Origin of the sequence: Streptomyces sp. JH34 (assembly GCF_029428875.1) — a bacterium.
In the GTDB taxonomy this organism is placed as follows: domain Bacteria; phylum Actinomycetota; class Actinomycetes; order Streptomycetales; family Streptomycetaceae; genus Streptomyces.
In genome coordinates this window covers 5,681,414-5,693,968 of the sequence record NZ_JAJSOO010000001.1, presented here as the reverse complement: position 1 = coordinate 5,693,968, position 12,555 = coordinate 5,681,414, and the positions used below count along the sequence as shown (strand labels likewise).

The window sequence follows — 12,555 nt, the reverse complement described above, 5'->3', positions numbered from 1 at the left end:
GGCCGTGACGGACCGCGACGGTCAGGCTTCGGGACCCGCGACGAGCTTTCCGCCCTCGACCTTCAGAGGGACGGAGGGCAGGGGCACGGTGGCGGGCCCGTGGAGCGCCTTGCCCGTGGTCATGTCGAAGCGGCTGCCGTGGCACGGGCAGTTGCCCTCGTTGCCCTCGACCTTGTCCAGGAGGCAGCCGGCGTGGGTGCACTGCGCGCTGAAGGCCTTGTACTGGCCTGCGGCCTGGCAGCTCACGACTACGCGCTGCTCCCGGTAGAGCTTCGCCCCGCCGACCGGGACCTCGTCGGCGGCACCGAGCTCCACGGGCGCGGTGGGCGTGGGTGTCTGCGCGTGGCCGAGCTTCGACTCCGTGGAGCAGGCCGCCGCTCCCAGGCCGGCGGCACCGGCGAGAGCGGCGCCCTTCAGTACGGTGCGGCGGGCTGCGGGCAGGCCGGACATGCGGTCTCCACTGGTCGGGGGGACAGAGAGCCGCCGTCACCGTCCGGGCACCGGGTGCCACGGACTCCGGGCACGGGCCACACCTGAAGGCATGGGCGACAGACCCGACGATACCGGCGGAGAACGACGGCCCTTCGACCGGGCCCGGAGAGGACCGGGGGTGCAGAGGAAAGGCCGGGGACGCGCTTCGGCGGTCCGGGACGGCTCCCTGGCGCAGGGGGGCCGTCCCGGACCGGCGCTGTCAGGCCTTCCGCGCGCGGGCGGCCTTCTTCGGCGCGGGCTGCTCGGCAGCCGCCTTCGTGGCCGTCCTGGCCGTGGCCGTCCTGCGGGCCGTGGCCGCCTTGGCGGCGACGGCCTTCTTCGCGGGCGCCTTACGTGCCTTCCGTGCGGCGGGCACCGCGGCCTCACCGACCCTGTCCGCGCCCAGGATCTCCTGGAGGAACTTCCCGGTGTGACTGGCCGGCACCGACGCGACGTGCTCCGGGGTGCCCTCGGCGACGACCAGCCCGCCGCCGTTGCCGCCCTCCGGACCCATGTCGACGACCCAGTCGGCTGTCTTGACGACGTCGAGGTTGTGCTCGATGACGATCACCGTGTTGCCCTTGTCGACCAGACCCGAGAGCACGGAGATGAGCTTGCTGATGTCCTCGAAGTGCAGACCCGTCGTCGGCTCGTCCAGGACGTAGACCGTACGGCCGGTGGAGCGCTTCTGCAGCTCGCTCGCCAGCTTCACCCGCTGCGCCTCGCCGCCGGAGAGCGTCGGCGCGGACTGGCCGAGCCTGACGTACCCGAGGCCCACCTCGTTGAGCGTGCGCAGGTGGCGCGCGATCGTCGGGACGGCCTCGAAGAACTCCAGGCCCTCCTCGATCGGCATGTCCAGCACCTCGGCGATGGACTTGCCCTTGTAGTGGACCTCCAGCGTCTCCCGGTTGTAGCGCGCACCGTGGCAGACCTCGCACGGGACGTACACGTCGGGCAGGAAGTTCATCTCGATCTTGATGGTGCCGTCGCCGGAGCAGTTCTCGCAGCGGCCGCCCTTGACGTTGAAGGAGAAGCGGCCCGGCAGATAGCCGCGCACCTTCGCCTCCATCGTCTCGGCGAACAGCCTGCGGACGTGGTCGAAGACTCCGGTGTACGTGGCCGGGTTGGAGCGGGGCGTGCGGCCGATCGGCGACTGGTCGACGTGGACGACCTTGTCGACGAGGTCGTCGCCGTCGACCCGGGTGTGCCGCCCGGGCACCGACTTGGCGCCGTTGAGCTCACGCGCCAGATGCGTGTACAGGATGTCGTTGACCAGGGTCGACTTCCCGGATCCGGAGACACCGGTGACCGCCGTGAGCACACCGAGCGGGAAGGAGACGTCGATGTCCTGGAGGTTGTTCTCCCGGGCACCGTGCACCGTGAGCCGGCGCTTCGGGTCGACGGGACGCCGGACGTCCGGCATCGCGATGGCCCTCCTGCCCGCGAGGTACTGGCCGGTGATCGAGTCGTCGTTGGCCAGCAGTTCCTTGAGCGAGCCGGAGTGGACGACCTTGCCGCCGTGCTCGCCCGCGCCGGGGCCGATGTCGACGACCCAGTCGGCGACCTTGATGGTGTCCTCGTCGTGCTCGACGACGATGAGCGTGTTGCCCATGTCGCGCAGCCGGACCAGGGTCTCGATCAGCCGGTGGTTGTCGCGCTGGTGCAGGCCGATGGACGGCTCGTCCAGGACGTACAGCACGCCGACCAGGCCGGACCCGATCTGGGTGGCGAGCCGGATGCGCTGCGCCTCGCCCCCGGACAGGGTGCCCGCGGCGCGGTTCAGCGAGAGGTAGTCGAGGCCGACGTCGACGAGGAACTTCAGGCGCTCGTTGACCTCCTTGAGGACCCGCTCGGCGATCTTCTTGTCGCGGGCGTTCAGCGTGAGGCGGCCGAGGAACTCGGCGCACTCGCTGATCGACATCGCGGCGACCTCGGCGATGGACTTCTCCATCACCGTCACCGCGAGGACCAGCGGCTTGAGCCGGGTGCCCTCACAGGTCGGACAGGCCACCTCGCGCATGTAGCCCTCGAAGCGCTCCCTGCTGGAGTCGCTCTCGGCCTCGGAGTGGCGGCGCTTGACGTACTGGACCGCACCCTCGAAACGGGGGGTGGTGTAGGCGCGCTCGCGCCCGTACCTGTTGCGGTAGCGGACCTCTGTCTGGATCTTGTGGCCGTGGAGCAGCGCCTTCTTGGCACGCTGCGGCAGCCCGGCCCAGGGGATGTCCGTGCGGAACCCGAGCGCCTCGGAGAGTGCGGTGATCTGACGGCCGAAGTACTCCTTGGTGTGGCCGTGGGACCAGGGGTGGATCGCGCCTTCGTCGAGGGACTTCTCCTCGTCGGGGACGATCAGGTCCGGGTCGACCTCCATGCGCGTACCGATGCCCGTGCAGTCGGGGCAGGCGCCGAAGGGGCTGTTGAAGGAGAAGGAGCGAGGCTCCAGCTCCTCGAAGGAGAGGTCGTCGTACGGGCAGTAGAGGTGCTCGGAGTACATCCGCTCACGCTCGGGGTCGTCCGCCTCGAGGTCGACGAAGTCGAGCACGACCATGCCGCCGGAGAGGCCCAGTGCCGTCTCGACGGAGTCGGTCAGCCGGCGCTTGGCGCTGTCCTTCACCGTCAGGCGGTCGATGACCACCTCGATGGTGTGCTTCTCCTGCTTCTTCAGCTTGGGCGGCTCGGACAGCTGGATGGTCTCGCCGTCGACCCTGGCCCTGCTGTAGCCCTTGGTCTGGAGGTCGCCGAAGAGGTCGACGAACTCGCCCTTGCGCTCCCGCACCAGCGGCGAGAGGACCTGGAAGCGGCTGCCCTCGGGCAGCCCGAGCACCTTGTCGACGATGGCCTGCGGCGACTGGCGCGAGATCGGCCGGTGGCACTCGGGGCAGTGCGGCTTGCCGATCCTGGCGAAGAGCAGCCGGAGGTAGTCGTAGACCTCGGTGATGGTGCCGACCGTCGAGCGCGGGTTGCGCGAGGTCGACTTCTGGTCGATGGAGACGGCGGGCGAGAGGCCTTCGATGAAGTCCACGTCCGGCTTGTCCATCTGGCCGAGGAACTGCCGGGCGTACGAGGAGAGCGATTCCACGTAGCGCCGCTGGCCCTCGGCGAAGATCGTGTCGAACGCGAGCGACGACTTGCCCGATCCGGAGAGCCCGGTGAAGACGATGAGGGAGTCACGGGGGAGATCGAGCGAGACGTTCTTCAGGTTGTGCTCGCGCGCGCCACGGACGATGAGACGGTCGGCCACGCCGGTCCGCACCTTTCTGGAGAGAAGTGGGGGAACTGAGCCCCTGTCCCAGGGTATGGGGGGCGCCACAGCGATGTACGAAGCTTTCGACTCCGAGCTTATAGCACGCGCATTCGATTTAAGGTCGGTCGAGAACTCCATCACCCGAACGAGTGGCGGAGGTCTACGCTCGGCCCATGACTGATCATGCGCGCGACCTGGAAGCTGTACGTGGAGCGACCGATCGGCTGCTCGGTGCCACGGGCAAGAGGGACGACGGCTTCCTTGCCGAGCCGTCGCGTCTGCCGGGCTGGAGCCGCGGCCATGTTCTTGCCCACCTGTCACGTAACGCCGACGCCCTCGTAAATGTTCTCCAGGGGCGCCCGATGTACGCGAACAGCGAAACCCGGGACGCCGACATCGAACGCGACGCCCCCCGCCCCCTGGCCGAGCAGCTCGCCGACCTGCGCGCGAGCGCCGCGGCCTTCCTGGCGGCCGCGGAGGCGCCGGCCGACCCGGCCCGCACGGTCACCCTGCGCAACGGTGTGACGGACTCGGCGTCCCGGATCCCCTTCCGCCGCTGGATCGAGGTCGAGCTGCACCACGTCGACCTGGGGATGGGGTACGAGCTGGAGGACCTGCCGGAGGAGTTCGTGATCCGGGAGAACGACTTCCTGGCGGAGCGGTTCGCCGGGCACCCCGGCGTCGTCGCCACGACGGCGGTCACCGAGGACGGCCGGCTGTGGACCACGGGCGGCGGCTCCGACGGTCCTCCGGTCACCGTCCGGGGGACGGCCCCCGACATCCTCGGCTGGTTCTGCGGACGCCGTGACGGCTCGGCGCTGGCGGTGGACGGCGGCGGTCTTCCCGCGCTGCCCCCGCTATAGGCTGCGTCACATGACGTACAGCGGAACGGTGAAGGTCGGCGGACCTGCCGATGTGCACGAGCTGACGGATCTGATGATCTCCAAGGTCGCCGTCGGTCCGATGAACAACAACGCGTATCTGCTGCGCTGCCGGGCCACCGGTGAGCAGCTCCTCATCGACGCGGCCGCCGAGGCCGGGGTCCTGCTGCGGCTGATCGGCGAGGACGGCATCGCCTCCGTGGTCACGACCCACCGGCACGGTGACCACTGGCAGGCGCTCGGCGAGGTGGTGGCGGCCACCGGGGCCCGGACGTATGCCGGGAGGTACGACGCCGAGGGCATCCCGGTCCCGACCGACGAGCTCGTCGACGACGACGGCACGATCCGGGTGGGCCGGGTGACGCTGACCGCCAGGCACCTGACCGGTCACACCCCGGGGTCCATCGCCCTGGTCTACGACGACCCGCACGGTGCCCCGCACCTGTTCACGGGGGACTGCCTCTTCCCCGGCGGCGTAGGCAATACGCACAAGGACCCGGAGGCGTTCGCGAGCCTGCTCCACGACGTGGAGACCAAGCTCTTCGACCGCCTGCCGGACGAGACGTGGGTGTACCCGGGTCACGGCCACGACACCACGCTCGGCGCCGAGCGCCCCCAGTTGCCGCAGTGGCGTGAGCGCGGCTGGTGAACGCGTGAAACGCCCGACGGCCGGGTGCCCCTCGGGGCCCCGGCCGTCGGTGTGTCCGCCCGCGCTACTTCTCCGCGCCGACGTTCTCGCTGTCGTCCTTCTGCTCGTCCTTCTCCGCCGCTTCCTGCTTCCTGGTGGCGATGAGGCTGGTGATCGTGGTGATCACCAGGACGCCGCAGATGACGGTGAGGGAGAACGGGATGGAGATCTCCGGGACGTGCACCCCGGACTCGTGCAGGGCGTGCAGCACCAGCTTGACGCCGATGAACCCGAGGATCACCGAGAGCCCGTAGCTGAGGTGGACCAGCTTCTTCAGCAGACCGCCGATGAGGAAGTACAGCTGACGCAGGCCCATCAGGGCGAAGGCGTTGGCGGTGAAGACGATGTACGGGTCCTGGGTCAGGCCGAAGATCGCCGGGATGGAGTCCAGCGCGAAGAGCACATCGGTGGTGCCGATGGCGAGCATGACCACCATCAGGGGGGTCATGACGCGCTTGCCGTTGTTCCGGATGAAGAGCTTGGTGCCGTGGTACTTGTCGGCGACACCGAAGCGGTGCTCGATCGACTTGAGGAGACGGTTCTCCTCGAAGTCGTCCTCCTCCTCGTCGGCCCGGGCCTCCTTGATCAGCTTCCAGGCGGTGTAGATCAGGAACGCGCCGAAGATGTAGAAGACCCACGAGAAGTTGGCGATGACCGCGGCACCGGCGGCGATGAAGATCGCCCGCAGCACCAGTGCGATCAGCACACCGATCAGCAGCACCCGCTGCTGCAGGTGGGAGGGCACCGAGAACTTCGCCATGATCAGGACGAAGACGAACAGGTTGTCCACACTGAGCGACTTCTCGGTGATGAAGCCGGCGAAGAACTCGCCCGAGGCCTGGCTCTCGCCGAAGACCAGCAGACCGAGCCCGAAGAGAACGGCCAGGGTGATCCAGACGACGGTCCAGATTCCGGCTTCCTTGGTCGACACGTCATGAGGCTTGCGCCCGATGAAGAAGTCGACGGAGATGAGGGCGACGAGACCGAGAATGGTCAGCGTCCAAAGAGTCCATGAAACGTCCACTGCGCCTCCGGCAGTTCGCTACGGCTATAGATCAGCGTCGTCGCTGCCGGAGGTCTCTTCCACCCGGGAGCGCGGGATGCGCGCCGGGCCGACGCCCCGGGACCGGTCACAGTCCGTACTGACGGGAACGCCGCGATCGGGAGTACTCCCCTCCGCACCAAGAACAGTACAGGAAACACCAAGAAACGGTAAAGTCCGCGCCAAGGGGTGATCAAAATGCCAGGTCAGAGCCCACGTGGCTGTATCTGATCGACCGTCCCCCCCCTCAGCGGCGGCCCCCGCGCCGTGCCTCGGCCACCAGGTCGAGCACCTGTTCCAGGACGTTGCTGCCCTGCGGCGTCCTCAGCGGCTCGTACGTCCACGCGTGGCCCACCCAGGGGTCGGCGAGGTGGTCGTCGGCCACGGGGGTGATCCGCAGCAGGGAACGCCACAGGGGGTCGAGCACGGGTCCGTAGGCGCGGGCGTCCTCGCGGTCGGCCACCATCAGCAGGTGCACCCCCACCGACGGCCCCTCGTCGGCCAGATAGCGCAGCTGGGTGACGGCCCTGTCGTCGAAGCCGTGCGGGAAGTCGTTGACGATCAGCAGGTGCTCCCCCGTGTCGAGGTCCGGGGGCAGCGCGTCCGCGGCACCGGCCCTGATCGCCATCTGCACCAGGTCGACGCGCCGGGTGAGGTGGGCGAGGACCGACGCCACGCCCTGCGCCCCGGTGGCGGGCGGACCGGCGAGAACCCCGGATCCGACCAAGGGTGAGAGCGGGCCCGCGGCGGAACCCGCCGGGTCGATGACGTGCACGGAGAACATGTCCGCCGGGTGGACGGCGAGCAGCCGTGCGGCCAGGGTGGCCGCGGTCTCCACGGCCAGGCCGCGCAACTGGTCCCCGGTCGTCGAGGCAGCCGCCTCGGAGGCCGTACGCCCGCTGTCGATCCAGATCCCGCGCTCCAGGGGAAGCCGCACCAGCAGCGGGATGCGCAGATCGGGGGCCTCGCTCAGCCGGAGGTCCCCGATGCGCAGGGCCATGGGCATCTCCATCGGGACGCGGTAGCCGTGCCAGACGGGGTTGTCCCAGCCCGCGTAGGCCGCGGGGAGGGCGGGCTCCACGACCGCGGACTCGGCGGCCAGCTGGGCGAGATCGCGGTCCAGCGCCTCCCGGGCCCGGCCGGTGAGCTCGTCGCGCTTGGCCCGGGCCGCCTCACGGGCACGGTCACCCGCACCGCCGATGCGGCTGCGGGGGTCGGAAAGGGTGCGGTCCAGCTCCTGGTCCATCCGGGACTCGGCGAAGTCGACGGCGCTGCGGTAGGCGGCGACGGCGCGGGCGAGGTCCTCGAACATGCCCCAGATCTGGTTGTAGAGGCGCTCGTCCATGGACCAGCCGGTGGCGTCACCGGCGACCGGCTGCGCGGGCAGGCCGGGGGCGGCGGGCGGCGCCGTCGGAGGCGGCGGGGGCGGCGCCGAGGCCTGGCGCCGGGGGTGCGCGTAGTCGATGGGGCCGCCGGGAGCCCCGGCGCGCGAGGCCGTCGGATCGCCCAGCGGCTCCGTGGGCTGCGCCCCGGGGGACGGTGACGGCGGGGGCTGCACCTCGGAGGACGACGGCCGGCCGCCGGTTCCGGAGGCGGCCGGGCCCGCGGGGTGGCGCACCCGCTCACCCTCGGGGGTCCGGGGCGGCGGTGTCACGGAGCGGGCGAGCCCGGAGGCGACGGCGTCCTGGATGACGGCGGCGGTCTCCGCGGCCTCCGCCACCCCTTGGTCCGCGAAGAGACCCGCGAGCCCGGTGGCGTAGCCCTGGCCGACGGCGCGGACCTTCCACGCACCCTGGCGGCGGTAGATCTCCAGGGCGGACACGGCCGACTCGGTGTCCAGTCCGGTGAGGGTGAACGTGGCTGTCTCGGTGCCGTCGAGCCCGGTGACGGCGACGAAGGGCGCGGCGACCGCGCCGAAGCTGAGCGGTCGTCCGGCTCCCACGGGCAGGGCGAGGAACACGGTGACGCGGTGCACCGCGGCGGGCAGGGAGTCCAGGTCCACGGCCAGCCGGTGGTCGGCGGCCGCCTGCCTCGACACCTCCAGTCCGGGCACCCGGTGCGAGGCGGGATGGGCGATCCGCCCGGGGCCGCGGACCGTGCCGCGCTCGTCCCCGAGCGTGGCCCCGGCCACGACGGGTGAGCCCGCCGACACCCTGATCTCCAGACGGGTCTGGGGCAAGCTGTGGTTCTGTCCCCGGACCAGCTCGGCCGTCATCGCCCTGTCCCCTCGACGTTCGGTGTGGTGCCCTGCCACGGAGAGCCGGTGCCCTGCCATGGACGCAGCTCCCGGCGGCGGTGCCTCCGGGAGCTGCTCGTACGCGTTCGTGGGCCAGGCGTGCCGCCCCGGCCGTGCCTACAGGTGGGGCAGGATCGACGGCATCAGGTCCTGGAAGGTCCGGCCGTTGGCCGGGTTGCCGAGGGCGGTCATCTGCCATCCGCCGCCCGCGCGGTGCACCTTCGCCATGATCTGGGCCGTGTACTGGCCGCCGCCGTCCAGGGTGTAGCGGGCGAGCTCCTGGCCGTTGGTCTCGTCGACGATGCGGCAGAAGGCGTTCTGCACCTCCTGGAACGTCTGGCCGGTGAACGAGTTCACCGTGAAGACGATCTGGTCGATGTGGACCGGGACCCGCTGCAGGTCGACCAGGATCGCCTCGTCGTCGCCACCGGAGCCGGCGCCGCCGACCAGGTTGTCGCCGGTGTGCTTGACCGAGCCGTCGTCGCTGACCAGGTGGCGGAAGAACACGACGTCCACGGGCTGCTTGTCGGCGAAGAGCACCGCCGAAGCGTCCAGGTCGATCTCCCGGGTGCGCGAGCCGAACAGCCCGCGCCGCGGGGCCGACTGCCAGCCGAGCCCCATCCGTACCGCGGTCAGGGTCCCCCCGTCGCTCTTCTGCAGGCTGATGGCCTGGCCCTTGGTCATGTTGACCGTCACGCGCTGTCCCCTCTCCGCTGCCCCGCACCCGTCGGTGTGCGGCTTCCTCGCACCCTACGCAGTCACACCACGGCGGAAGGAGTGAAGGGCCGTTTTCGTGTCGGTCCTGCAACACTGCGGACCCCCACGGGTCAGGCCAGCCCCGCCTCCCTCATCTGGCGCAGTTCCTTCTTCAGCTCGCCCACCTCGTCGCGCAGCCGGGCGGCCACCTCGAACTGCAGGTCGGCGGCGGCCGCCCGCATGCGGTCCGTCATCTCCTCGATGATCCCCGCGAGTTCGGTGGCGGGCCGGTCCGTGACCACCGCGCCGCCCTTCTTCGCCTTGCCCCCCGCGCCGGCCTTGCCGCCCAGCGAGGGGACCGGGGCCTTGGTGTCCTTGGCCTGCCGGTAGCCGGTGCCGAGCAACTGCTCGGTGTCGACCTCCTCGCGGGCGATGGAGGCGACGATGTCGTTGATCTTCTTGCGGAGCGGCTGCGGGTCGACGCCCCGCTCGGTGTTGTAGGCGATCTGCTTCTCGCGCCGGCGGTTGGTCTCGTCGATGGCCTGCGCCATCGCCGGTGTGATCTTGTCCGCGTACATGTGGACCTGGCCCGAGACGTTACGGGCGGCACGCCCGATGGTCTGGATCAGCGAGGTGCCGGAGCGCAGGAAGCCCTGCTTGTCCGCGTCGAGGATCGCGACGAGCGACACCTCGGGCAGGTCGAGGCCCTCCCGCAGGAGGTTGATGCCCACCAGGACGTCGTACTCACCGGAACGCAGCTCGCGCAGCAGCTCGATGCGGCGCAGCGTGTCGACGTCGCTGTGGAGGTACCGGACCTGGATGCCCAGCTCGAGGAAGTAGTCGGTGAGGTCCTCGGACATCTTCTTCGTGAGGGTGGTGACCAGGACGCGCTCGTCCTTCTCGGTCCGCTTGCGGATCTCGTGGACCAGGTCGTCGATCTGGCCCTCTGTCGGCTTGACGACGACCTCCGGGTCGACGAGACCGGTGGGCCGGATGATCTGCTCGACGAAACCGTCGCCGCGGGACAGCTCGTACTTCCCGGGGGTGGCGGAGAGGTACACCGTCTGGTTGATCCGGCCCAGGAACTCCTCCCACTTCAGCGGGCGATTGTCCAGCGCGGAGGGCAGCCGGAAGCCGTGGTCGACGAGGGTCCGCTTGCGGGAGGCGTCGCCCTCGTACATCGCGCCGATCTGCGGGACGGTGACGTGCGACTCGTCCAGGACGAGGAGGAAGTCCTCGGGGAAGTAGTCGAGGAGGGTGTGGGGGGCCGTCCCGGGGTCGCGGTCGTCGAAGTGCATCGAGTAGTTCTCGACGCCGGAGCAGGTGCCGATCTGGCGGAGCATCTCGATGTCGTACGTCGTGCGCATGCGCAGCCGCTGGGCCTCCAGCATCTTGCCCTGCTTCTCCAGCTCGGCGAGGCGCTGCTCCAGCTCCCTCTCGATGCGGCCGACCGCCTTCTCCATGCGCTCGGGGCCCGCGACGTAGTGGCTGGCGGGGAAGACGTGGAGCGACCTGTCCTCGCTGATGATCTCGCCGGTGAGCGGGTGGAGCGTGGAGAGGGCCTCGATCTCGTCACCGAACATCTCGATGCGGACGGCGAGCTCCTCGTAGACCGGGAAGATCTCGATGGTGTCGCCGCGCACCCGGAAGGTGCCGCGGGTGAACGCCAGGTCGTTGCGGGTGTACTGCATCTCGACGAAGCGGCGCAGCAGCTGGTCACGGTCGATCTCGTCGCCGACCTTGAGCTGGACCATGCGGTCCACGTACTCCTGCGGGGTGCCCAGGCCGTAGATGCAGGAGACGGAGGCGACCACGACGACGTCCCGCCGGGTGAGCAGCGAGTTCGTGGCGGAGTGCCGCAGCCGCTCGACCTCCTCGTTGATCGAGGAGTCCTTCTCGATGTAGGTGTCCGACTGCGGGACGTACGCCTCGGGCTGGTAGTAGTCGTAGTACGAGACGAAGTACTCGACGGCGTTGTTCGGGAGGAGCTCGCGGAACTCGTTGGCGAGCTGGGCCGCCAGCGTCTTGTTCGGCGCCATCACCAGGGTGGGGCGCTGCAGCTTCTCGATCATCCAGGCGGTCGTCGCCGACTTGCCCGTGCCCGTCGCGCCGAGCAGGACGACGTCCTTCTCCCCCGCGCGGACGCGCCGGTCCAGCTCGGCGATGGCCGCGGGCTGGTCGCCGCTGGGCTGGTAGGGACTGACGACCTCGAAAGGCGCCACCGAACGTTCGATCTTCGAGACTGGCCGCATGCAACCACCGTACGACCCCTCACTGACAACGGCGGGGGATCAGCGGTTCCGCGGCTGCCGGGCGGCCCTGTGCGCGGTGGTCGCGTACGGCGGTGTGCGGCGGCGCTGGACGGGGATCGGGGTCACCGGCCCGCCGCGCGGGAGGGCCTGCCCCGGCCGCCGGCCCGCCCGCCCGGAGGCACCGGACACCACCAGGGGGTCGATCATCACGACCACCGCGGCGAGGAGCAGGAAGCAGCCCGGCCCGATCATCATCGGCAGGAGCAGCGAGGTGGGCGCCTCACCGGGCGGTGCGGGTGCGGCGTCGGGGTGCAGGTGCACCTGGAGCGCGGCCATTCCCGTGTAGTGCATCCCGCTCACGGCCACGCCCATGACGACGCTGGCGCCGAGGCTGGGAAGGAAGCCGTGGACGGAGACGGCCGCCCAGAGCGCGACGGTCGCGGCCACCACGGCGATGACGACGGACAGCGAGACCGTGAGCGTGTCGTACTCGAACACTCCCCCGAAGTTCATTCCGGCCATGCCGAGGTAGTGCATGGAGGCGACCCCGAGGCCGGTGATCGTCCCTCCGGTGACCAGTGCCATGCGGGTCGCGCCCCGGTAGCCGACCAGGAAGATGCCGACCCCCACCATCCCGACCCCCACGGCGAGGCTGGCGTAGGTGAGGGGCCTGTCGTAGCTGACCGGCGCCTCCCTGACGCTGAAGCCCAGCATCGCGATGAAGTGCATCGTCCAGATACCGGATCCGATGGAGGTCGCGCCGAGGGCCAGCCATCCGGCCCTGGAGGTGCCTCTCGCGCGCAGGGACCGCGCGGTGCACCGGAGACCGAGCGCTGCACCGAGACAGGCCATGAGGAACGCCGTGACGGGGGTCACGGCTCCGTAGGTGAATCCGTCGACTGTGCCCTGCATGCTGGTACGCCCTTCGCGGTGTGCCCGGGTTCGGGGTGACCCTAAAGGGCGAGGCCCGGCAAGCAAACATAAGAGCGGCATTTTATCCGCCTCCGAGCCCTCCGGGGATCCGGTACCCAACATTCCGTTCACAACT

At 70.1% G+C, this 12,555-nt stretch carries 9 protein-coding genes; 2 read left to right on the top strand and 7 right to left on the bottom strand.

Annotated elements, in window-relative coordinates; translation table 11 throughout:
* Positions 1-21 precede the first annotated feature (21 nt).
* Both LWJ43_RS25500 and uvrA read right to left on the bottom strand, forming a co-directional pair.
* Positions 22-450 (bottom strand): Rieske (2Fe-2S) protein, encoded by a 429-nt coding sequence (locus LWJ43_RS25500; RefSeq protein ID WP_277334538.1) that lies wholly within the window; start codon positions 448-450, stop codon positions 22-24.
* Between the two features lie 241 nt (positions 451-691).
* Entirely contained in the window at positions 692-3,709 is a 3,018-nt protein-coding gene (gene uvrA, locus LWJ43_RS25495) for an excinuclease ABC subunit UvrA (RefSeq protein ID WP_277334537.1), read from the bottom strand.
* Between the two features lie 176 nt (positions 3,710-3,885).
* Between uvrA and LWJ43_RS25490 the strand changes: the two genes are divergently transcribed.
* Complete coding sequence (locus LWJ43_RS25490; RefSeq protein WP_277334536.1) at positions 3,886-4,575, top strand: maleylpyruvate isomerase family mycothiol-dependent enzyme; 690 nt, start codon at positions 3,886-3,888, stop codon at positions 4,573-4,575.
* 10 nt (positions 4,576-4,585) lie between these two features.
* Positions 4,586-5,242 (top strand): MBL fold metallo-hydrolase, encoded by a 657-nt coding sequence (locus tag LWJ43_RS25485; protein WP_277334535.1) that lies wholly within the window; start codon positions 4,586-4,588, stop codon positions 5,240-5,242.
* Between the two features lie 64 nt (positions 5,243-5,306).
* On the opposite strand, the gene LWJ43_RS25480 is transcribed toward LWJ43_RS25485, so the two are convergent.
* The 5 genes from LWJ43_RS25480 to LWJ43_RS25460 all read right to left on the bottom strand — a co-directional run bounded on the left by LWJ43_RS25480 (position 5,307) and on the right by LWJ43_RS25460 (position 12,419).
* Positions 5,307-6,305 carry a TerC family protein gene (locus LWJ43_RS25480; RefSeq protein WP_277334534.1) on the bottom strand — a complete coding sequence of 333 codons (999 nt, stop codon included), beginning with the start codon at positions 6,303-6,305 and terminating at the stop codon, positions 5,307-5,309.
* Positions 6,306-6,570: 265 nt separating this feature from the next.
* Complete coding sequence (locus LWJ43_RS25475) at positions 6,571-8,538, bottom strand: TerD family protein (RefSeq protein ID WP_277334533.1); 1,968 nt, start codon at positions 8,536-8,538, stop codon at positions 6,571-6,573.
* A gap of 138 nt (positions 8,539-8,676) precedes the next feature.
* Positions 8,677-9,255, bottom strand: coding sequence for a TerD family protein (locus LWJ43_RS25470; RefSeq protein WP_277334532.1), 579 nt, complete (start codon positions 9,253-9,255; stop codon positions 8,677-8,679).
* Positions 9,256-9,386: 131 nt separating this feature from the next.
* On the bottom strand, positions 9,387-11,507 hold the full coding sequence (uvrB, locus tag LWJ43_RS25465; protein ID WP_277334531.1) for an excinuclease ABC subunit UvrB: 2,121 nt from the start codon (positions 11,505-11,507) through the stop codon (positions 9,387-9,389).
* A 39-nt stretch (positions 11,508-11,546) separates the two neighbouring features.
* Positions 11,547-12,419 (bottom strand): MHYT domain-containing protein, encoded by an 873-nt coding sequence (locus tag LWJ43_RS25460; protein WP_277334530.1) that lies wholly within the window; start codon positions 12,417-12,419, stop codon positions 11,547-11,549.
* Positions 12,420-12,555 lie beyond the last annotated feature (136 nt).